16 protein-coding genes are annotated in these 23,442 nt (G+C 54.8%); 5 read left to right on the forward strand and 11 right to left on the reverse strand.

Going from position 1 to position 23,442, the window contains the following annotated elements; genetic code table 11:
• Positions 1-52: 52 nt before the first annotated feature.
• Genes WJU22_RS17800 through panC form a run of 3 tightly spaced genes read right to left on the reverse strand, consistent with a single transcriptional unit; the run spans position 53 to position 2,338 of the window.
• On the reverse strand, positions 53-1,069 hold the full coding sequence (locus WJU22_RS17800; RefSeq protein WP_341839519.1) for a lysylphosphatidylglycerol synthase transmembrane domain-containing protein: 1,017 nt from the start codon (positions 1,067-1,069) through the stop codon (positions 53-55).
• Positions 1,070-1,098: 29 nt separating this feature from the next.
• On the reverse strand, positions 1,099-1,443 hold the full coding sequence (gene panD / locus WJU22_RS17805; protein WP_341839520.1) for an aspartate 1-decarboxylase: 345 nt from the start codon (positions 1,441-1,443) through the stop codon (positions 1,099-1,101).
• Positions 1,444-1,489: 46 nt separating this feature from the next.
• Positions 1,490-2,338 (reverse strand): pantoate--beta-alanine ligase, encoded by an 849-nt coding sequence (gene panC / locus WJU22_RS17810; RefSeq protein ID WP_341839521.1) that lies wholly within the window; start codon positions 2,336-2,338, stop codon positions 1,490-1,492.
• A gap of 110 nt (positions 2,339-2,448) precedes the next feature.
• Between panC and WJU22_RS17815 the strand changes: the two genes are divergently transcribed.
• The 5 genes from WJU22_RS17815 to WJU22_RS17835 all read left to right on the forward strand — a co-directional run bounded on the left by WJU22_RS17815 (position 2,449) and on the right by WJU22_RS17835 (position 13,188).
• A complete protein-coding gene (locus WJU22_RS17815) occupies positions 2,449-3,270 on the forward strand; it encodes a glycogen/starch synthase (protein WP_126243558.1) in 822 nt (273 codons plus the stop codon).
• 119 nt (positions 3,271-3,389) lie between these two features.
• Complete coding sequence (locus tag WJU22_RS17820; protein ID WP_341839522.1) at positions 3,390-4,757, forward strand: DUF4270 family protein; 1,368 nt, start codon at positions 3,390-3,392, stop codon at positions 4,755-4,757.
• 10 nt (positions 4,758-4,767) lie between these two features.
• Positions 4,768-6,021 (forward strand): methionine adenosyltransferase, encoded by a 1,254-nt coding sequence (gene metK / locus WJU22_RS17825; RefSeq protein WP_341839523.1) that lies wholly within the window; start codon positions 4,768-4,770, stop codon positions 6,019-6,021.
• Positions 6,022-6,102: 81 nt separating this feature from the next.
• Positions 6,103-7,119, forward strand: coding sequence for a polysaccharide deacetylase family protein (locus WJU22_RS17830; RefSeq protein WP_341839524.1), 1,017 nt, complete (start codon positions 6,103-6,105; stop codon positions 7,117-7,119).
• A gap of 288 nt (positions 7,120-7,407) precedes the next feature.
• Entirely contained in the window at positions 7,408-13,188 is a 5,781-nt protein-coding gene (locus tag WJU22_RS17835; protein WP_341839525.1) for a PKD domain-containing protein, read from the forward strand.
• Between the two features lie 56 nt (positions 13,189-13,244).
• Here WJU22_RS17835 and WJU22_RS17840 read toward each other — a convergent pair whose 3' ends face one another.
• The 8 genes from WJU22_RS17840 to WJU22_RS17875 all read right to left on the reverse strand — a co-directional run bounded on the left by WJU22_RS17840 (position 13,245) and on the right by WJU22_RS17875 (position 23,375).
• Entirely contained in the window at positions 13,245-14,402 is a 1,158-nt protein-coding gene (locus WJU22_RS17840) for an acyltransferase (RefSeq protein ID WP_341839526.1), read from the reverse strand.
• 16 nt (positions 14,403-14,418) lie between these two features.
• Positions 14,419-15,216: a prolyl oligopeptidase family serine peptidase gene (locus tag WJU22_RS17845; protein WP_341839527.1), complete on the reverse strand. Its 798-nt coding sequence runs from the start codon at positions 15,214-15,216 to the stop codon at positions 14,419-14,421.
• Between the two features lie 11 nt (positions 15,217-15,227).
• On the reverse strand, positions 15,228-15,929 hold the full coding sequence (locus WJU22_RS17850; RefSeq protein ID WP_341839528.1) for a TolC family protein: 702 nt from the start codon (positions 15,927-15,929) through the stop codon (positions 15,228-15,230).
• A complete protein-coding gene (locus WJU22_RS17855) occupies positions 15,926-17,425 on the reverse strand; it encodes an O-antigen ligase family protein (RefSeq protein ID WP_341839529.1) in 1,500 nt (499 codons plus the stop codon). Before WJU22_RS17855 ends, WJU22_RS17850 begins: the two co-directional genes overlap by 4 nt.
• 96 nt (positions 17,426-17,521) lie before the next feature.
• Positions 17,522-18,733: a glycosyltransferase gene (locus WJU22_RS17860; protein ID WP_341839530.1), complete on the reverse strand. Its 1,212-nt coding sequence runs from the start codon at positions 18,731-18,733 to the stop codon at positions 17,522-17,524.
• A complete protein-coding gene (locus tag WJU22_RS17865) occupies positions 18,730-20,079 on the reverse strand; it encodes an oligosaccharide flippase family protein (protein WP_341839531.1) in 1,350 nt (449 codons plus the stop codon). The genes WJU22_RS17860 and WJU22_RS17865 overlap by 4 nt, the downstream gene beginning before the upstream one ends.
• 12 nt (positions 20,080-20,091) lie before the next feature.
• Positions 20,092-21,189: an acyltransferase gene (locus WJU22_RS17870; protein WP_341839532.1), complete on the reverse strand. Its 1,098-nt coding sequence runs from the start codon at positions 21,187-21,189 to the stop codon at positions 20,092-20,094.
• Positions 21,189-23,375 (reverse strand): GumC family protein, encoded by a 2,187-nt coding sequence (locus tag WJU22_RS17875; RefSeq protein ID WP_341839533.1) that lies wholly within the window; start codon positions 23,373-23,375, stop codon positions 21,189-21,191. Before WJU22_RS17875 ends, WJU22_RS17870 begins: the two co-directional genes overlap by 1 nt.
• Positions 23,376-23,442: the final 67 nt, after the last annotated feature.

Genomic DNA, 23,442 nt, shown 5'->3' on the forward strand with positions numbered 1-23,442 from the left:
CAAAAACCATGTATGGTGTGAAAGCCGGGAGGTGGTTTCCGGGTGTTGCAGATCAGGGCTGCTGCGGTTCCGCCGGTTTTTTGTTGAGGAGCGGGATGGCGGCGAGGCTTCCGAAGCCGAGCACGAGCATGAGGGCCGTTTGTGCGAGCCAGATGATCCATCCGAAGGCGAAGCCGATGGTGGCGGAAATGCCGTACAGCACAAGGATCTGCTGCACGATGTATTGATATGCGCCGATACCGCCCTGTGTGGCGATCATGCCGATGCTGCCGAAAGCGAGGATAGACATGGCGGCTTTGGCGCCCAGGCCCACCGTTTCATCCATGCACCAGAAAGCGATGTAGACCTGTGAGAAATACAGCGCCCACATGAGCAGGGTATAAAAGAGGAACCAGCCTTTGTCGCGCAGTTTACCGACGGAAAGGATGCCTTCCACAATGCCGCGGAGGAGGTTGCGGAAAGAAATGCCGGCTTTGGTGGATTTGAATCGGCGCAGGAGCCAGGCTACGAGCATGACGAAGAGCAGGCCCCCGGCCACAACGATCCCCCAGGTCATCAGCGGCACCCCGGTGAATTTGGCGGACAGCGGCGTCCAGATGTACTGGCTCACGAAAGCGCCTACCACATCCACCTGGATGAGCACCGTTACGGTCAGCAGCAGGATGAGGCAAAGCAGGTCAATGGCGCGCTCGGCGATCATGGTGCCCACGAGCCGGTCTACGGGGATTTTCTCATAGCGGGAAAGCACCCCGCAACGTGCTACTTCGCCCAGCCGGGGAACGGCCAGGTTCAGGAGGTAGCCGATCATGACGGCGAAAAAGGTATTGAGTTTTTTGGGTTCGTAGCCGAGCGGGGAGAAGAGGAGCCGCCAGCGGATGGCGCGCACCCAGTGGCTGCCGATGCCCAGGATCATGGTCGGGATGAGGAGCCAGTAATTGCCATGGCGCATGGCGCTTTTGATCTCAGAGATCTGCTGGGGCGTGAAGCCCCGCACCGTCCACCAGATAATTAATATGCCAAGCCCGAGAAAAACAGCGAACTGTATGATGGTTTTGAGCGTTTTCGGCATAATAAAAATGAGGATGTGCGGGTTACGGACTATAATTTATTGCCTTCTTTCGGGAAAACGGCGATGGGCACGAATTTTTTGGCTTCCTCGAAATCGAGGGTGGCGTATGAAATGATGATGACGATATCGCCCACGGCTACGAGGCGCGCGGCCGGACCGTTCATGCAAACCACGCCGGAGCCGCGTTTGCCCTTGATAATATACGTTTCGAGGCGCTCGCCGTTGTTGACGTTCACGACCTGAACTTTCTCGTTGGCGATCAGGTTGGCGGCATCCATCAGATCTTCATCGATGGTGATGCTGCCCACGTAGTTCAAATTGGCTTCCGTGATAACCGCGCGGTGAATCTTCGATTTTAATACTTCGATCAGCATATTTCTGGTGTAGTCCGCAAAGGTAGAGGAATTTCCGGGAAATAACCTAGCGCCCGGCCGTCATATTGTCTATCAACCTGATATCTCCCAGCCTGGCTGCCACAAGGATAGCCATGGGCCCGTTTTCCGGGGCCTCCAGCAAACGGAGGTCAGAACCGGAGGCCAGCTGGAGGTAGTCCGGCACGAAACCGGCCTTTTCGAGCCGCGCCAGGCCTTCGGCACGCAGTTCGGGGAAAGGGCGGTCGGCAAGGTTGTCTTTCACCCATTGCAGCGTCCGGCTGATTTCCACGGCGGTAACCCGCTGTTCCGGCGTGAGGCGCATATTGCGGCTGCTCATGGCGAGGCCGTCGGGCTCGCGGAGGGTGGGGCATATAAATAATGTAGCCTTACTTCCGGTGATCTCCAATAAACGTTTGATAATCATGCATTGCTGAAAATCTTTTTGTCCCATGAACAGGTCGTCCGGTTCCACGGCGTCCAGTAATTTATGGACGATGATGCCTACTCCCTGGAAGTGCCCGGGGCGGGAGGCGCCTTCGAGCACGGATTCGATATACCCGAAATCGTAATGGGGATGGGAGCCGTTCACGCCTTCGGGGTACATTTCCGCCACGGAAGGGAGGAAAAGGTAATCGGCCCCGGCGGCGGTGAGGAGGAGAATGTCTTGCTGAATGGTGGAGGGATATTTTTCGAAGTCTTTCGGATCGTTGAACTGTGTCGGATTGACGAAAATGCTCGCTACCACGATGTCTGACTGCGCTTTTGCGGCCTGGATGAGTGAGATGTGCCCTTGATGGAGGGCGCCCATGGTGGGGGCGAATCCGATGCGTCTTCCTGCCTTTTTTTCCTGTCCCAGCGCCTCCCGGAGATCCGCTGCCCGCTTGAATAAATACATAAACCTTTGCTTAAAAGGATGTTAAAAGTGACAATTTGGCCAGTATTACCTAAAAATTTCGTAGTTTTGCAAGCCAAATTAAAAATAACTGCATTAATAATCAGCAATAAATGTCCACAAAGAAAAGAATTCTTTTTATTGCCCAGGAAATGTCGCCTTATCTGGATTTGACAGAGTATGCGAACATGGTCAATAAGATGGCGATCAAGTCGAATGAGGCGGGCCTGGAAGTGAGGGTTATCATGCCGAGGTTTGGGAATATCAACGAACGGAGGCACAGATTACATGAAGTGGTAAGATTGTCAGGCATCAACATCGTAATCGATGGGGATGATTACCCGCTGATCATCAAGGTGGCCTCGCTTCCGAACGCACGCCTGCAGGTTTACTTCCTGGACAATGAAGATTATTTCAAGCGGAAAGGCGTTTTCGCGGATGACGACGGTACATTTTACGATGACAACGCGGCGCGGATGGTGTTTTTCTGTAAAGGCGCCCTGGAAACCGTGAAGAAATTCGGATGGCCGCCGGATATTATCCATTGCAGTGGATGGATGACTTCGCTCATCCCCGTTTACCTGAAAACGGCCTATAAGAAGGAGCCGGTCTTCGCACAGACCAAAACGGTATTTTCTATGGAGCCCAACAGCTTCAAGGATAAACTGGGCGCTACCTTCATCAAGAAAGCGATCATCAGCAACCAGATCAAGGAAAAAGACCTGGAATTGTATAAAGACGGAACCAATTCGGCCCTGAACCGGGGTGCCGCCAAATTCGCCGACGCTGTAGTGCTGGCAGGGGAGAAGGTCGATAAAAAGACGTTGGACGAGGTGAAGGCGGAAAAAGGCAAGATCATCCTGCCTTATAAGAAGGAAAACGAAGACCTGGTGGACTATCTCCAGTTATATCATCAGCTGTTAGGCGTAAAATAAGTCCGGGAAAAATTAAAAATGAAAAGTTAAAACTGCTGACGGCATGCCCGTTATACAGGCAAACTTTTTATTTTTAGTTTTTCTATCTAGTTAGTCAACAAACCGAACAAACCAATTACGTGAAGATTCAATTCAGGACCCTGGGCTTCGCCGCCACCTGCCTCGCCGCCCTTTATGCTTTTACAGGCTGTAACGAGGCAACCGTCCTCGGCAAGGAACTCATCCCCGGCTCAGACAAGGTTGTCGTAAAAGACACCACTATCAATAACCTGAAGACGCACAACATTTTCCGGACAGATTCCAGCATCAGGACCGGCGGTGGCTATTACACCGGCGCGCTGGGGACCATCGGGGGAGACCCCATCTTCGGTAAATCGCACGGCTTCCTCTATACACAGCTCGGCCTCCCCAAATCGGAATTCACGTTCCAGGGCACCGGTTGGGTACTCGATTCGGTTGTGCTCTATATCGGTTGCGACACCGCCTGGTACGGCGCCAATGCCGGCTTCAAAGTGGATGTGTACCGGATGAACGAGACTAACTTCAAGATCGACACCAATTACCTCTACAACAAACCCCGTTCCTACGACCCGTCCAAGAAAGTGGGGACAGCCACGATCTATCCGGTTTATCCGAAAGATTCGCTGTCTATTTACGGCGTAAAATATGCTCCGCAGCTCCGCATCCCCCTGAACGCCGCTTTCGGCCAGGAACTGTTCCAGCAACGGGCAGACGGCGCTTTCAAGAACGACAGCGCATTCCGCATCTGGCTCAACGGCCTGGCCATCGTGCCGGACACCACCATGGGCGGCAATACCATGCTCTACACCAACCTGAACAGCGGCGATACCCGCCTCACGGTGTATTATAAGAACTCTGAAAAAGATTCCCTCATGGAGAATTTCAAGTTCGACGCATATGGCAGCGCACACGCCAATTATTTCGTGCGCAACTACACCGGCAAAGAAGTGGCGAACCTGCTGAACACGGGTAACCCCGCGGGCGACAATATCGTGTACATCCAGGAAGCGCCCGGTATCTATACCAATATTACCCTTCCCGACATCGCCGAAGTACCCAATGCGGTGATCAACAAAGCCGAACTGGTGATCACGGAGATCAACAGCGGCTCCGCCGGACAGGACGATCTGTTCACCGAGCCTTCGCGCCTGATGCTGCGCAGATACATTACGCATGACAGCCTTTCCTTCCTCTTCGATTACGGGAATCCGCAATCGCCGGAGCTTGCGTATTTCGGAGGTAATAAAACTGTCATTAGTGATCTTGGCCCCTATAAAGTTGTTCAATATAAATTTAATATTGCACGGCATTTGCAGCTTGCCCAGCAGAAGAAGATCGAAAATTCAGTGCTCAGATTGGAAGGCTGGTCCAGCAGGATGATCGACCTCCCGCGCCTTAAAGCGGGCGGCGGCAGCGCAACGCCCCCGGCCAACGTCAAACTCAGGATCATTTATACAGAATTATAATCTAGCACTCATGCCTTACTTATTTACATCGGAATCCGTATCGGAAGGGCATCCTGACAAGGTCGCCGACCAGATCTCGGACGCGCTCATCGATAACTTTCTCGCATATGACCTCAACTCCAAAGTAGCTTGTGAAACCCTGGTTACTACCGGGCAGGTAGTGCTGGCGGGAGAAGTTAAATCCGAAGCTTACCTCGACGTACAGGACATCGCCCGCGAAGTGATCCGCAAGATCGGATACACCAAGAGCGAGTACATGTTCGAAGCCAACTCCTGCGGTATCTTTTCCGCCATTCACGAACAATCTCCCGACATCAACCAGGGTGTAGACCGCTCCAAACCTGAAGAACAGGGCGCGGGCGACCAGGGCATGATGTTTGGCTATGCCACCCGTGAAACCGAAAACTACATGCCCCTGGCGCTGGACCTGGCCCATAAGCTCCTCATCGAGCTGGCCGCGCTCCGCCGCGAAGGTAAAGACGTTGCCTATCTGCGTCCCGACGCGAAAAGCCAGGTAACGATCGAGTATTCGGACGACAACCAGCCCATCCGTATCGACACCATCGTGATCTCTACCCAGCACGATGATTTCGGGAAAGACCAGGAAATGCTGGCCAAAATCAAAGCAGACATGATCAACATCCTCATTCCGCGCGTTAAAGCCAAGCTGAAGCCGGAACTGCAGGCATTGTTCAACGATAAGATCACTTACCACATCAACCCCACCGGTAAATTCGTGATCGGCGGGCCGCACGGCGATACCGGTCTCACCGGCCGCAAAATCATCGTAGACACCTACGGTGGCAAAGGCGCTCACGGTGGTGGTGCATTCTCCGGTAAAGATCCTTCCAAGGTAGACCGTTCCGCGGCCTACGCTACCCGTCACATCGCCAAGAACCTCGTGGCGGCCGGTGTGTGCGACGAAGTGCTGGTACAGGTTTCCTACGCCATCGGCGTGGCCAAACCCTGCGGCGTATTCGTTGATACCTACGGCACCGCGAAAGTGGGCCTGAACGACGGTGAGATCGCCCGGAAAGTAGAAGAAATCTTCGACCTCCGTCCGTACGCCATCGAGCAACGCCTCAAACTGCGCAGCCCGATCTACGGCGAAACCGCTGCTTATGGCCACATGGGGCGCGACAATAAAGTCGTGACCAAAGTGTTCAACCGCGGCAAGAAAAACGAAAAGCAAGTAGAAGTGGAGCTGTTCACCTGGGAAAAACTCGACTATGTTGAGAAGGTGAAAGCCGCTTTCGGTATCTGATTTTCCGGTACCATATATCTTTAAAAGAGGAGGCCTGTACGGTCTCCTTTTTTTATCTTTATCCCGTCCAATTCCCCATTCATGTCTATCGCCAAGCAATTATTCTACAGAGCGGCCAGCCTTACGCCCGTTTCATTCCTGCAAAAGGCCGCTGCACGCCCGCTGCTCCTCCCATACCAACACCTCGTTTCCGACAGGGAAGTACCTTACATTTCGCCCATTTATCCTTTTAAGGACAGGAAGGCGTTTGCGCAGGACCTGGATTACCTGCTGCGGCATTTCAGGCCCGTAACGCTCGGGGAAGTGGTGCGCGCCATGAAGGGCGGGGATCCCTTGCCGAAGGGCGCTTTTCTGCTGACGTTCGACGATGGGTTGCGGGAGATCGCGGAGATCGTGGCGCCGATGCTGCAGGCCAAGGGCGTACCGGCCGTATTTTTCCTCAATCCGGCTTACCTGGGCAACAAAACGCATTTCTACCGGTTTAAATTGGGATTGATGCTGGATGCCCTGCGATCGGGTACCGTTGCGGCCAGCGCGCGCAAAGCGGCTGCGGAGCTGCTGGGTGCGGGGGAAGAGGGACTTGAATCGGCGATCCAGGGGATCGGCTGGCGGCGGCGCGCGTTGGCGGATGAACTGGGCGGGCTGTTCGGGCTTGATTTTGAGGGGATTTTCGCGAAGGAGCGGCCTTATATGGACCATGGGGAGGTGGAAGGGCTCGTGCGCGCGGGGTTTTCGCTCGGCGGCCACAGTATGGAACACCCTTATTACCAGGAACTTACGCTGGATGAACAGGTGGCCCAGACGCTGGCGTCGGTAGACGCGGTTTGCGGGCAATTCGGGGAGAAGGAACGGGTGTTCGCTTTCCCGCATTCGGACGAAGGCGTGTCACGCGCATTTTTCAGCCGGGTTTTGGAGGGAGAGGGGGCGGTAGACCTCATTTTCGGAACGGCGAACCACCAGGCCGACATCGACCCGCGGATATTACAGCGGTTCAACAGCGAACGGCCCGATATTCCGATCGGGGATTGCGTGAAAGGGATACTACTTTTGGAGGCATTGCGGAAGGCTTCCGGCCGAAATCTTGTCACGCGTAGCTGACAATGCCATTTTTTGTTAATGATGACAATTCAAAAATGATTCAACAGAATGATATTTAATTCTATACATGTATAAAATATTCATGGATTATATAATAATTAATATATGTATTTTTTAACCCCCTCATTGAATTCTAGCTATTTTTGCAAAGCCTATTTTTATATTTATTAAGAACTGTCTTGTGTGGTGCCCTACTTGTATTCATGAATTTTTAAAATTTTGACCACCTTGAGGAACCTGAAAACTGGAATTGCGCGGTTAAGTGCCTGTATCTGTATCTGTGCCATAATGCTAGTAATGCCCCGGCGGGCTTTCAGTCAGGGCGATCAATCAAAGATCGCCGTTACGATGAACAGTTCGTCTACGCTCAACGCGTGGCTGCACTTGCCGGATGATTACGGACAGACCACCCAGCAATATCCTTTGCTGATTTTTATTCATGGCGTCGGGGAAGGCGGCAACATCAATGATGTATTGCGGCACGGCGTTCCAAAAATGATCGCTAACGGTGCGAAAATGCAATACACCGTAGGCGGCAAACTTTTCAAATTTATTACGGTTTCACCCCAGATCGCGGGTGGCTGGGCCAACCAGCAAACGATACAGAAGCTCATCGAGGAGATGAAACGGCTGTACCGGGTGGATGCGTCCAGGATTTACCTCACGGGCCTCAGTGCGGGAGGTTACGGCGTGCTGAACTATGTGGCATCAGGGAAGGAATTCTCCGACAACCTCGCCGCCATCGTGCCCGTTTCTTCCGCCCCGATCGACGATCCCAAGCTTTCCGGGCTTTGTAACGTAGCCGCCAGCAACCTGGCGGTTTGGATGCTTTGCGGAACGGACGACGGATTCCTGAAGTACCAGGTCGATTACACCGCCCGCATGACCGCCTGCAACCCGGCCGTAAAGCCGAAAGCCACGACGTTCGCCGGCGGGCACGACAGCGGTTTCTGGGACAAGGCCTACAATACCGAGCACACCTATCAATCGCAGAACATCTATGAATGGATGCTGCAATATCAAAGGGGAGGCTCTACAGAAGAACCCCCTCCGGCTACGCCGCCCGTAGCCGACGTGAAAAACAGCAACGTAACGCTGACCCTTCCTGCTGCATCCGTGCAGCTCGACGGTTCCGGCTCCACCGCGCCGGGAAGCACCATCGCCAATTACACCTGGAAACAGGTGTCCGGGCCGGGGACCGCCACCATCGCAGGCGGCACCAGCTCCAAAGCGACCGTCAGCCAACTGCTGGCCGGCAAATACGTGTTTTCCCTGACCGTTACGAATGCTACCGGACAAACCAACATAGCCTATGCCAACGTAACCGTAAATGCCGCATCTTCCGGTACCGACTGTGCAAACTGTAAAGTCGTGATCACCCCGGGAACGGATGGCGGTGCTTATATCAACGGCGATAATTACAATGTCCAGCCCGGCGACACGGTTTGTGTCAAAGCCGGGAATTATGCCTATATCCAGTTTTATAACTTTACCGGATCGGCCACCAAGCCCATCGTGTTCATCAACTGCGGTGGCCAGGTGCGTGTTGGCGACGGCGGCAACTACGGCCTCATCTTCAACAACGTCAAGTATTTCAAGATCACGGGCTCCGGAAGCGCCGACAAATACGGTTTCCGGATCGATGGCGTCAGCAAGCGCCTCAGCACCGGGCTTGCCATGGGGAAAGGCTGTACGGATTATGAAGCCGAACGCGTAGAGATCACCGGTTCCGAAGCGGGGCTCATGGCGAAAATCAATCCCGATTGCGATCCCATGAACCAATACCCGAACTTCGCGATCCGCAACGTGATCATCCACGATATCTACATCCACGACGTGCTGGGCGAAGGGATGTACATCGGGAACACGGCGCCCAACGGCACCGAGACCCTTTGCGACGGCGTGATGAAAAACCTCCTGCCTCCCCGCATCTACAACCTGAAAGTATATAACAACATCACCGAAAACACCGGCTGGGACGGCATCCAGGTGGCATCCGCCCCGGAGAACGTCGAGATCTACAACAACAGCGTGTACAATTTCGGTACGGTGAACAAGGGAAGCCAGCAGGCCGGCATCATCCTCGGCGGCGAAAGCAACGGGAAGGTGTATAACAACAAGATCATCAAGGGAACGGGCAACGCGCTGGAAGTATTCGGCGTCGGCCGCTGTTTTGTGTACAACAATATCATCGCAGATGCGGGTTATGACGGCACTGTAGCAGGGCAGGACGCGCTGTTCGTGGACGACCGCCCCACCGATCATAACTTCAAACCCCTGCAGGTTTACATCCTCAACAACACGGTCGTTAATTCGGCCCGCGACGGGATCCGCGTGTTGAATTCTTTCGGTACGATCAGCACCGGGAACATCATCCAGGGCAACCTCGTGATCAATACCGGTTCTGCCGCCCACGTAGCTGTGCAGAAAGGGATCGATGCGCTGACCACCGGCAACGTGACCGGCCAGGACATCAATGCCGCCGGTTTTGTAAATGCTGCAGGAAAGGATTTTCACATTACGTCCAGCTCCATCGCTATCGACAAGGGGCTTGATTTCAGGACATATTTCAATTACGATTTCGATGGACAGGCGCGCCCCCAGGGTGCGGCGTTCGACGCCGGCGCAGACGAATACTCGACCGCCGCGGCGAACAAGCCTCCGGTAGCCAATGCCGGAAGCGCCATTACGATCACCCTGCCCACCAGCACCGCCAATCTTGACGGCTCCGGTTCTACAGACGCGGATGGTAAAATTGCCGCTTACGCCTGGACGTTCGTGTCTGGCCCGGCAACGGCCGCCATTTCTTCCGCATCCGCCGCAAAGACGGCAGTTACCGGCCTCACCAAAGCCGGGAGCTACGTTTTTCAGCTCGCTGTGACCGACGATAAAGGCGCACGCGCCACCGCGCAGGTGACGGTTACCGTAGAAGACGCCGCAGCACCTCCGACGGTAAATGCAGGCACCGATAAATCCATCCGGCTGCCGGCAACCGCCTCCAGCCTGACTGGCACGGCTACCGCATCCGCCGGCGCCACGATTTCCACTTACACCTGGACGCAAACCGCCGGGCCGGTGACCGCTACCATCGCTACGCCCGCTACTGCGAATACTTCCATCAGCGGCCTTACCGCCGCCGGCGCATACGACTTCCGGCTAACGGCTACAGATAGCCGGGGTACTTCCGCTTCGGACGTTATCCGGGTTACAGTGCTTCCCGCATACGTTGCCCCAACGGCCAATGCAGGTACCGCTATCAGCGTACGGTTACCTGAAACTACCGCCACGCTTACCGGCAGCGGTACCGCAGCCAGCGGCAGCACTATCGAGAGTTACGCCTGGGAGCAGACCGCAGGGCCGGCCACTGCCGGCATTTCCGCCGCGGCTTCCGCCAGCACGGGGCTTACAGGGCTTTCTGCGACCGGGACTTATACTTTCCGGCTGACGGTAACAGACGATAAAGGACTTACCGCAACTGCCACCGTGAACGTGGTGGTAGTGGCCGCATATGTTGCGCCTACGGCGGATGCTGGTGGCGATAAAAGCATTACCCTTCCTACATCTTCCGTGACGTTGAACGGAACCGGCACTCCGGCAGCCGGCAGCACCATTTCGACTTACGCATGGACGCAGACCGCAGGGCCGGTAACAGCCACCATTTCGAGCCCTTCCGCAGCTTCCACCGGCATTACCGGATTAAGCACCGCGGGCACTTATACGTTTCGACTTACCGTAACGGATGATAAAGGGCTTACCGCTACCGCCACAGCCAACGTTATAGTGGATGCCGCAAACATTCCGCCCACTGCGGATGCAGGCAGCGACAAAAGCATCACCCTTCCCGCGTCTTCCGTGACGCTGAACGGAACGGGCACTCCGGCATCCGGGAGCACCATTGAAAAGTACGCCTGGACGCAGTCTGCAGGCCCGGTTACCGCAACCATCGCGAGCCCTTCCGCAGCAACTACCGGCATTACCGGTTTGAGCACAGCAGGCACTTATACGTTTCGACTGACCGTAACCGACGATAAAGGGCTTACCGCGACTTCCACGGTGAATGTAGTGGTTAACGCCGCGAACGTTCCGCCCACCGCGGATGCAGGCAGCAACAAAAGCATCACCCTGCCCGCGTCTTCCGTGACGCTGAACGGAACGGGCACGCCGGCATCCGGGAGCACCATTGAAAAGTACGCCTGGACGCAGTCTGCAGGCCCGGTTACCGCAACCATCGCGAGCCCTTCCGCAGCATCTACCGGCATTACCGGTTTGAGCACAGCTGGCACTTATACTTTTCGCCTGACCGTAACTGACGACAAAGGACTTAGCGGAACTTCCACGGTGAATGTAGTGGTTAACGCCGCGAACGTTCCGCCCACTGCGGATGCAGGCGGCAATAAAAGCATCGCCCTGCCCGCGTCTTCCGTGACACTGAACGGTTCAGGCACCGCAGCTTCCGGGAGTACTATCGCAAAGTACGCCTGGACGCAGACCGCCGGGCCTGTAACAGCTACCATTTCGAGCCCATCCGCAGCTTCCACCGGCATCACCGGTTTGAACACTGCGGGCACCTATACTTTCCGGCTAACCGTAACCGACGATAAAAATCTGTCTGCTTCTGCCACCGCGAACGTGCAGGTACTTCCTGCCAATGTTCCCCCGGTAGCCGACGCCGGCAGATCCCAGCGACTCACGCTTCCTGTTAGCACCACTACCTTAACCGGCTCCGGAACAGCGGCATCTGGCAGCAGCATCGCTTCCTATGCCTGGGAGCAGGTATCCGGGCCGCGCACCGCAACGCTGGCTTCGGCGGGCGCTGCGAATACGGGCGTTTCCGGTCTCACCCAGGCTGGCACCTATGTGTTCCGCTTAACGGTGAAAGACAACAAGGGATTGACCGCCACGGCCACGGTTGACGTGGAAGTGCTCGCTGCGAACGAGCCGCCTGTCGTGAATGCAGGCAATGCGCAAACGATCGTTTTACCGGCGACAAGCGCAACGCTCACAGGCAGCGCCACCCCGGCGAACGGCAGCAACATCACAAAGTATGCATGGACGCAGGTTTCGGGGCCTTCTACGGCCGTGATCGCTTCGCAGGGATCAGCAGTAACAGCCGTGAATCAGTTGACGCAGACAGGTACGTACACCTTCCGGCTGACGGCCACCGACGACAAGGGGCTTTCCGCTTCAGCTACGGTTACCGTACAGGTGAACCCGGCCGCCAACATTCCTCCCGTAGCGAATGCAGGCGCCGATCAGCAGATTACGCTGCCGGAAAACGCTGCAGCGCTCAACGGACAAGCTTCCCGCGACGACGACGGTACCATCGCAACCTGGCATTGGGCGCAGGTTTCAGGTCCGGCGCTGGCAACGATCACACTGCCGAACCAATCCAACTCTTCCGTTCAGCAATTAACCATTGCAGGCACATACATTTTCGAACTAACGGTAACGGATAACCGTGGCGCATCTTCCAAAGACCGTGTCACCATCACCGTTACTCCTGAGCCGGCCAAACCGCCGGTAGCCGATGCCGGGCGCGACGAGGAGATCAAGCTCCCCGAAACCGTGGCCACGCTCAGCGGCGGCGGATCGCGCCCTGCTCCGGGCAGCTCCATCAGCAAATACCAATGGACGCTCGTGAGCGGAGGAGCTGAAGGCGTGCATATCAGCGTACCCACGGCCGCACAGTCGTTCGTTGCCTTCCGGTACGCCGGTGTTTACGTTTTCAGGCTGACCGTTACCGACGCTAATGGCCGTACAGATTCGGATGAGATGACAGTGACCGTTCTCGAAGGGAATAACAGCCACAACGGGGTGAAAGTGGAACTGACGCCGAACCCGGTGCAGGATCAGTTGCGCGTGTCGATCAACCTTCCCGATGAACAGGCCGTAACCCTCAGGATTTTCAATCTTTCCGGCGCTTTGCAGGGCACTTACCAGTTCGGGAACATTATCAGCGCGGTGAAATTCGTAGATATGGGATCATTCCCCGGCGGCATGTACATTGTGCAGGTGCAGGCGGGGCCGTATCACCAGGAAACTTTCAAGATCATGAAAGCCAAATACTAAGCGGGAAATCATTCCGCTGTAAAAAAATGCCCGGCCGTAATAGCCGGGCATTTTCGTTATATGCGCGTCTGGACCACCGCGTAGCGCGATTTGATCCGGAGGAAATATTTTTCGAAGCATTCATATGACAGGTAAGCGATCCCGCAGGTGAGCGCCACGCAGGTGAGCGGATAGAGCAGCTCCCAGGTAACGATGCCCGGCGTATGGCCGAATACCTTAAGAAATACGATCATAACGAGTTGGCACACGGGTGTATGGAACAGGTAAATGCCGTAGCTTACTTTTCCCATCGACTTCATGATGGGTTGCTCCAGGTGCAGGACACTGTTTGGGGCAACGGCCAGCAGCATGAGATAGCCGAAAAGGAAGGCATGAATAAAATGGTCGAAATAATATTTGCTGAGCACAGGGATTTGCGCCACGCTGAACACGACCAGCGCCGTGATCAGCAGCATCATCCATTGTACGGCAGGGGAGAACGCAGCCTGGAAGAACCGGGGGAAGCGGTCTTTGTTGAAAAGCAGCCAGGCGGCGAACATGCCGGTCCCGAAAAGCTCCAGCTTATCGAACAGCAACACGTAATTGATGCCGAACAACTGCAAACTGGTTACCGGGAAAAAATAGGGCAGCACCAGGCACAACAGTTTGCTGAGAAAGCCGATCGACAGTAAAATCACGAACAGCGTTTTCAGTTTGTTGCGGAACGCGGCAACCAGCAATGGCCATACCAGGTAAAACTGTTCCTCGATGCAGACAGACCATGTGATTTCCACGATCCCTTTGTTGTAGGGAAAAAAGGCCAGCTGGATGTTGACGGCGAACAGGAGCAGGAACACGAGGTTGACAATCGTGGTTTCGAGCCCGATACCGGTTTCGATCCCCAATTTCGAGAAAACCCAGGGCGCCAGCACGATCATGCCGATGCCGTACGCCAGGTACAGCGGCCAGATACGGAGCATCCGGCGGATGTAGAAGTTCTTGAAATTGATGCGTCCCTTTTCCTTGTTCTCTTTGAAAAGGAGGTAACTGATGAGGAAGCCGCTGAGGACGAAAAACAGGTTCACGCCCATACGGCCCGTATCTTTCAGCATATAGTCCATCCAGGACCAGGAGGATACCCCCTGTTCCGTCTTGAAATACTGCCCGTGATGGAGAATGACCAGCAGGGCGGCAATGAAGCGGATGGCGTCGAGGTTTTTAAAATATACTTTCATTACTGGTTAACGTCGGTTATTTGCGGTACTGGAGCATCCATTCGTAGATGTTCATACCGGTACCATGTTTATTAGCCGGATCGTAGAGCGAAATCCAGGAATGATGCCGGAAACCGGGCACAACCGTCATCTTCGCCAAGCCTGGGCCGTACTTGTTGGTACTGTCTACGTATTTCTGGCTGTCTTCCTTGAAATGCAATTCCTGGTCGCCTGCAAAGTACCAGCTATGCACCTTCGCATCTGCGACCATTTTGAAGTTCTTCCGGTTTTTATCGTCGATGGTAGACACAGACATCGGCACCACGGCCGCGAACCTCGCGGAAAGCGCGGGCTTTTCCGTCAAAGCCATTACCGTAGCCCATCCGCCGGCGCTATAACCGGTCATGTAGATGCGGCTGGGATCGATGCGGTATTTGGCGGAAACGTCGTTCAGCAACCTTTCGATCTCGTCCGGCTTCAATCCCCAGCTGGGCGCCTGCGGTGAAACGACGATGAAGTCATAGAACTTTTTGTCTACCGGGTTTTTAGCCCGTATTTTCTTTCCACGGTTGAGCCAGTAGGGGATCCCTTCCAGCAGCAGTTTCCCGAGATCGTTCCCGGACTTGCTTTTACCGTGCAGATAGATGATGACCGGATAGGCCATTTTGTTGGAATGATAGCCTTCCGGCAGGAATACGAGCGAGCTCACCGTGCTGAATGCAGTCGCTTTCAGCTGAACGGTGTCCCTGGTTTGTTGTGCCTTAGCGGTTGAAACCGTCCACAGCAACATACTGATGAGCGCAACGGGAATATGCTTTTTTGTGAACCGTAACATACAATTGAAATTTATTTTCCTACTACAGTCTCGAGCTTCTGGCCGATAATTTCTTCCAGCTCGAGCCCCACAACGATCAGGTCTCTTTCAAGGTTGAGTTTTCTCACGCGCCCGTCGTTATATTTCTTGGAAATGGCGCTGTATTGTTCGTAAGTGACGCCGCCGGTAGCGAATTTGGCTTCAGCCTGGTCGAAAGCTGCCTGGTCTTCGTCATTAAGTTCCTGCTGAATGGAGAGTTGCTCTTTCGTGGTCACGTAATCCTGGTACTTGGTGAGCACGAGCGCGGTGATCTGGCGTTTGGCAACTTCCTGCTGCTCGGTGGCGATGTCGATGTTGCGACGGGCGATCTTCACGTCGTTGGCTTTACCGATGAAGGAACCGAGGGGTACGTTGATACCTACGTTCCACAGGGGATAATAGAGCTGGGTGCCGTTTTGATTGCCGCCGAGATCACGCATTCTCAGGGTGATTTCGTTCAGGTTCATGCTGGCGGTCACATAGTTCAGCCAGTTGCCGTTGGCTTTGCTCAGCTCTGCCACGGATTTGTCGCGCTCCGCGGTACGGATGCGGATGGCGGGGTTGTTCAGCGCCAGTTCCACCAGTTTGTCTTTGATGGCCTGCTGGCTTTTGGGGGCCTGCTGCGGGTTAGTCTGCGCGATCGAAGACAGCGCGGAGATCAGCAGAAAAGAGAGAATAAATGCTTGCTTTTTCATATTGCATTTGTTTTAGAAATTTTTGAATTCTGATTTTGAGTTGACGCCTCCTCGATCCCGCGGAGGTTCACGATCATGGCTACGGCGCTGTAAAAGAACAGCGCGCCCGGTATCTGCCCGATGGCCACCTGCGCATAATTCGCGATGATATATGCATAGATGCTGGCTACGATGCCGAGATATATAATTTTGAATTCCCTCGACCGGCTCCGGTAATAGTTCCGGATACCGGTAAAAAGGATCGTGAAGTAAATGGTACAGGTCAGGATCAGCCCCACCCATCCGGTTTCGATCGCTACGCGGAGGTAGCCGCTGTCCGGCGGGAACCCCGCGAGCGGGTGCTCCGGGTTGTATTCCAGGCCCAACACACCGCTGGTGGCCACACCGCCGCCCAGGGGGTGTTTGAAAATGTACGGCTGTATCTTGGCGCGGTTCTCGTCGCGCACGTTCAACGATTCATCGTCAGACATCTCGAACGTGGAACGGATGCGATTGATGGTACCGTTGCTGTAGAACGGCCCGAATATCAGCACACAGAACAGCATCATGAACCCGATGGCGAAAAACATCGTCCTCCGGTTGGTGATGGTCATCAGCACGTACAGCGATAATCCCGCCGGGATCATGAAGTAAGCCGTGCGTGTCCCGGAATAGGCCATCCCCAGCGCCATGCACAACGTGGAAAAGAAGAGCCATTTCCGGTCGCGCTTTCTTTCCGCGTTCAGCAACAGGATGATGGAGAACACGACGCCGTGTGCCATGAGGATCCCGAATGAAGTGGGGTCGGAAAGGAAGGAGAACTTCCGGATTTCACCACCCTGGAAATAAAGTTTGTAGCGGATAGGGTCAGACATCACCCAGTTCGTTTCGAACCCGAGCAATCCGAACCATTGCTGGTAACAGCCATACAGCCCTGCAATGGCAGACAATATTACCCATAATTTCACATAATCGATGATCGCCTGGCGGGTATGAAAGATGTGCAGGCCGATAAAATAGATCATGATGAAGTTCAGCGCCTTGCGGACCGTAAACACCCATCCGGCAACGGAGTACATCGACGGGTTGAAAAGCTCTACCATGAGGAAGCCGAAGTTAATGCCGTAGAGCAGGGTAATGATGTTGCTGGAATATTTCCACAGGCGCTCTTTGAGCACGGTTTTCCGGTAATAGATCCCCAGGAACGTAACCGCCAGCAACACATCGCAAACCGCACCCATGGGGATGGCATCGTCGGCGAACCGCTTGATGTAGAACATGAAAAAACCCAGCACCGTCACGATGTAAAAACCGTTGCGGGTGTTGAAAAGACAAATGAGCGCCACGGTGATGCCGATAAGCCCTGCGGCGATAACCAGCCCCAGGCGCTCGTCGATATAGCTCACGACATATCCGATCACGCCCGCCACCAGCGCCATCGCCACCCAGAAGTAGGGCGTGTCTACCAGCGAAGAAACCGTCCGGTTCCGAAGTATAAATGCGGTCAGCGCTTTCATCAGAAGAACAATATTTTAAGACAGAGGAATATCATGGTGAACGCGAGGAACGCGGTCACCATGATCTCGAGGATCCTGTCGTTTGAAAATCTGTTATCAGGCATTTTCAGTTGTTTTATGCGTTACGGAATCGAGTGCGCGCTCCAGTGCCGCCAGGGAATTTTCCCAGGTGTGCGACAGTGCGAAGGAGCGGCGCCGCGCCGGCATTTCGGTATCGTTTTCCGCCAGGCCTTTGCCGATCGCCGCGGCGTATTCGTCTGCGTTGCGGGAGAGATAAACATATGGCGCAAACATGTTCATCGCCTCGGTGGCCGTGGCTACAACGGGTTTGCCGAACGCCAGGTACTCGTCGATCTTGCGCGGGTAATTCCCGATGGTCATGGGGTTTACGAGCTGCGGGTTGATGCAGACGTCGAACGACTGTATCCACGACGGAAGTTCCGCTGCCGGCCGGTTGCCGGTGAAAAGCACATTGGCCATGGCATGGAGGGAGCTTTGGCGGAAGGCTTCGTCTTCCGGGCCTACGAGCACGAATTGCCATTCGGAGTGTTTGGCGGCGAGGGTTTCCATCAACCGGATGTCCAGCCGCGAAGCGATCAGCGCGCCCACGTATCCGACTATGGGTTTGCCGCTGTCCTGCAAAAGCGGGTTCGGGGAACCGTTTCCATTTTCCATCCAGCTGAAATCGCAGCCCTGGCCGATGTCGAACGACGAAGGGTTGTGGCGGCGGGCATACGAAGCGAGCCAGGAGGAATTAGCGGCAACGAGGGTCGCTTTCGCCATCAGCGCATGTTCCAGCCGCACGCCATGACGCCGGAAATAAGGCTGGCTGGTGAGATTGTCGCGGATATAATAGATCGTGCCGCTGATGCCGTCCAGCATTTCGGGGAGGTAAAAGGCACGGAAAAAATCGTTGTCGATGAAAAGGAGCGGGTCCCTGAACCCGAGGCGCGCCGCAGCATCGTTGATGGCATCGGCGAGCCGGCGGTTATTGATACGGTTGAAACGGTCGAACAGCCCGGCGAAAGGGATCCAGTTGATGGATTCGAGCAGGGCGCGGGGATCGAGCGTCCAGAGATTGGGCGTAATATTGCGCAGGTCGGGCGCCTGGCCGGCGATGCTTTGCTTGCGCACGATCGTTTTCGGGTCATTTTTCTCGCGGAACGCGGAAATACGGTCGAGCGCGCGGTTAACATACAACACGCGGTTGCTGCGGGCCATTACGGCGGCAATATTTTTGCAATTGCTGCCGATCTCAATGTCCCAGGGCTGCAGCCCCACGATGATGATATCTTTGTTCTTGATCATTCGGAGCCGGGTTTTAGGATGAAACGCTGACGGAGCACCTGGTACATTTCCGGGTAAAAGCGGAAGGAATAACCGATCGTCCGCAGGAAATTCGTGCCCAGCGTCTTCCGCAGATACACTTGCGTGATAAGGAAACAGATGAAATAGGAAGTCATCATCCCGTACGCCGCGCCATGCAGCCCGAAGGCTTTCGTAAACCCGTAACAGATGGGAACGTTCAACAGCGCGGTAGTGGTGATGACGTAAAAGTTCATTTTCGGTTTGCCGATAGAATCCATGATGGTGCCGAACTGCTTGATGAAAGGGAGGAACAGCCCATAGAGGATCGTCAGTTGCAGCAGGGTAGCGGCTTCCATATACGCGGCACCGGCGATGATGCCGATCACCAGGCGCGGCAACAGCAGGATAACGATGCTGGCCGGAACGGCGATGGCGAGAATGGAGCCTACCGCCTTTTCATAATAATACCGCACACCGGCCAGGTTGCCGCCTTCCATCATTTTGGCGCTGCGGGGGAAAAGGATGTCGCCCAGCACCTGCGAAGGCATGTCTACCAGGTTGGAAACCCGCAGGCAAACGCCGTACATGGCCACGGCAGGCGCGGAGATGAGGGAGGAAACGATGAACTGGTCGGTATTGCGGAAAATGCTGGAACTGATGTTGGTGGCGAATACGAACCGCCCGAACTGCCAGAGCCTGCCCATCCATTCCGCATGGAATTTCACCGCGCCGGAAATGAACTTCCGGGCGAAGAACCATCCCGCCACCGTTCCCGCCACTATACCGGCGTTGAAATACAGCACCAGGTCCAGCAGCCCGATCGGCCCCTGGAACACCAGGTGCGCTACGATCAGGCCGAAGGCCGTGCCCTGGCGGCAGGTATACGCCCAGAAAATCCCCTTGAAATCCGCATTCGCGTTCTGCATCCATTCAAAATGAGAAAAGGGGATGAGCAACAGCAACCCCGGCAGGAAGAACCATACCACCAGGTCGAGGTCCGGCGCCTGTAACACGCCAGCCAGCGGAACGATGGCCACTGCCAGCACGATCCCGGTCAACAGCGTGATCACCACGTTCAGCCCCAGCGCCGCACCTTCGATATGCCGGTGCGATTCCGCGGGATGGCCGTTGATGTATTTGATCACCGCATTTTTGACGAGCGATTGCCGGCATATTTCGATGATGCCGGTGATCATGAGGAAGAGGTTCCACACACCCATCTGTTCTTTGGTCAGGAAGCGGGTGAGCAAGAGTACGCTCCCGATTCCGAACAAAAGGACGGCGGCCTTCTGCAATCCGCTGTAGATGCCGGATTTCAGCCAGTATGAGTATGTAGGTGCAGGCATATCGGTTTTACTTCAATTTTTTATAGTTGCTACTTTCTGCGGTACGGGCCTTTCCAGGCTATACAGCCACCAGGCCCCGCAGCGCATCGCCAGGCGGTACAGCAGGATCGGGACTACCACCGCCAGCGGAAGGCAGATCGCCAGGAGCACGGGCACGCTGGTGATGCCGAAAATCTTGACGAGCGCCATCCTCGCCGCAGAAGCCACGAGCACATGCGAAACATAGATGTAGAGCGAATGGAAACCCGCCACCTTCAAGGGCTTCAGCACGTCGTAGCGTTGCAGCAGGAACGACAGGCTGAGCATGGAAGCGCACCCCGTCAGCGCGATCACCGCAAAAAGCACGGGCTGGTATTCTTCCACGTACAGCGTACTGCCGTGCTGGAGATTGGCGTGCAGGAAGTACCATTGTCCCCCCACAAATACCGGCAGCAGCACGAAAAACAGTTTCCAGGAGCTGTAAATGGTATACTTCGTTTGGTCCAGCATCCAGTTGGATACCAGCTCGCCGATGGCGAAAAACACGTAGTAATGGCAAATGTCGTACAGGAAACCCAGGTCGATGTGCTGTACCGAAACATAACTGCTCAGCAGGTACAGCGCCGCTCCGAGCACCAGTTGCGCGCCTACTTTCATTTTCAGTCTTTCCCGCGCGATGATGTACAGCACCGTCACGTTGAACAGGGCGTAGAGGTACCAGAACTGGTCGATCCGGCGGGGATACAGGAATACATACCCGTAATCGGCCCAGCTCCGGTCCGCATTCACATATCCGCTCAGGGCGAACTGGATCGTTATCTGGATGAACGACCACAAGATATAGGGATAAAGCAGGATGCTGAATTTGTTGCGGATGAGACCCGACAAATCGCGCTTGGCCAGGCTTTTGGCGATGAAAATGCCCGACAGGATGAAAAACAGCGGCATGCGGAAGCTGTAGAAAATGATGTTGGCATTCTCCAGCCACTGGTACTCGGCTGCATCCACACCGGAACGGGTGATCCCTTCGAAGATGTGGCGGTATAATACCAGGATGATAGCGATGCCCCTGGCGTAATCTATCCACGCCAGCCTGTTGCCCTTTGCCATGCCGTTCTGCGTCTGACTCATCAGAGATCGATATTTTGTTGCTCTACCAGGTTCAGCACCGCGCCGGTAAAGTGGCCGTTCAGCGATGCCAGGTAGTCGATGGATTCCTTGTCGGTCTGCTTGATGCTCGATCTGGCCGATACAACGGCGATGATGGTATCGGCATATTTCAGCAGTTCTTTACTGTCTGACCGTTCGTTCAGCTGCGCACCTTCCAGGAAGATAAAGTCGTACCGCGATTTCAGCGCGCTCATCTGTTCCAGCAGGTTACCGGGGCGCAGCACTTCGGCAGGCGTGAATTGTCCGCCCTTGCAGCCGATCACGTCTACGTGTTCGATACCGGAAGGGGAAACAAGGGTGGCCAGTTGTTTTTCGAAGCTGTCGGTTTCTGCGAGGGTGAAATCCTCCAGCACGGGTTTCGCTTCGAAATCCTGCGTGAGCGTGTTATGCGGGAAATTGGTGTCGATGATCAGCACTTTCTTGTGGCTGAGGCTGAGGCTGTGGGCCAGGGCCTTAATGATGGTGGATTTGCCTTCGCCGGCGCGCGGACTGGTAAACAGGAAAACTTTTTTACCGCTATGTCCAACTTCATAGCGCAGCTTCCGGAGCAGTTCGCGGAAAGCGCCGCTTTGTGCGGGGAGCGCATCGTCGGTGAAGATATTGCTGAAAGTGACGCGTTTCATGTTCACCCGGTTCACCACGCCCATGAGGCGCAGGTCTGTCACCTTCTGGAATTGGGAAGGAGTTTTGATGGACAGATCGATGTATTCCATGAAGATGATGGAGATGCAGCAGAATACGAACATCGCCATGGCGGCCATTGCCAGGATGATAATGCGTTTGCTGGGCTCGGGCTCTACGGCGGGTTGGCCATACAGGATCTGGCGGAAGTTCTCCATCGGCGCGATGCGGTTGTTGAGGGCCGCATCGTAACGGGTTTTTACGCCTTCGTATTCCTGCTGTGCCAGTTCCACTTCCTTCTGGAGGGCGAGGTTGTTGGCGCTGCGGGATGCAGCCGCACCGATGCTGGAGTTCAGCTGGCGGACCTTGATCTCGTAATCGGTAATGTTCTGTTGGGAACTTTTGATCTGGAGCTCCAGATCGCTTTTCTTCTGAAGGAGATCGGCTTTGGTTGCGCCGCCGGTTGCACCGGGCGTAACGGCGGCCATGGCTACCAGTTTATTGCGGTAATCCGCTTTCCTGGCGAGGTATTTATTATACAGCTCGGTGTTGTTGCTGCCTTTGGCCTGGTAGTCGTTCAGGGCGTCATTCATGAGCTTGCGGAGGTTCGCCAGTTCGTTGTTGGCGGTGTTCCCGCTTGCGGCGGCCGCACTGTTGCTCTGGTCGATTTCCGCCAGGCGGGCGTTTACCTGTTGCAGCGACAGGGTAGCGGTATTCAATAAGGTACGCTCGTCGGCCAGTCTGTTCTCGAAATTGCTGATCTGTTCCAGCTTGCTGGAGCTTTCTACAGAGGCGTCCATCGTGCCCATGGTCTTGATATTGCCGATCTTGCCGTCCAGCTCGCCTTTCTTCTGGTCTACGAGCTTTTGCAACGTTTCGATGTTCTGCGCCGATTGCATATTGCGGGACGATTCGTAGTTCCGGAAAAACTCGGTCACGATCTGGTTCACGAAATAGGCAGACAGCTCGGGGTTCGCCGAACGGTACTGAATGTCGATATAATCGGTACGCGCCACGCGGCTGGCGTAGAGCACATACCGGAATGTTTCGAGATCGTATTTGTAGAGTTTGAGGATCTCCAGCACCTGCCGCTCTTCGGGGTTGTAGGAGCTGAGGAGCTTTTCCTCGTTGTATTTCTGGCTGAGTATTTTGATGGCCTTGTCTTTGTCCATGGCCTTATATACATCGCTGTTTTTGTCTTCCGGGGTCAACTGGCGGAACTCCTTACCGGGGTTCTGAAGGTCGTGGAGCAACATGTTGTAACCGGTCATACCCAGTACACGAGGCGATTTCAGGGCTTCGATGACGTTGCTGAACTTGGCGTCGATCTCGTAGATGTTAAAGCTTTCGTCTTTCAGTTTCACCTGTTCGTTACTGGTAAAACCGGTAGCGATCTGGGAAACGGATTTGTAAAGCTTTTCCTGGTTCATGGTTAACAAGAAGGCACCGACAACCGCCATCAGAGTGCAAATGATAATCAGCCATTTCCTTCTCAACAACGCTTTCAGCAGATAAATCAGGTCCATATGGATGCTTTTGTTAAAGTGTGAAATTTTCTAATCCGACAAGCCCGAAAAAATCCGGTTTGACCCG

Origin of the sequence: Chitinophaga caseinilytica (assembly GCF_038396765.1) — a bacterium.
Lineage (GTDB): Bacteria > Bacteroidota > Bacteroidia > Chitinophagales > Chitinophagaceae > Chitinophaga > Chitinophaga caseinilytica.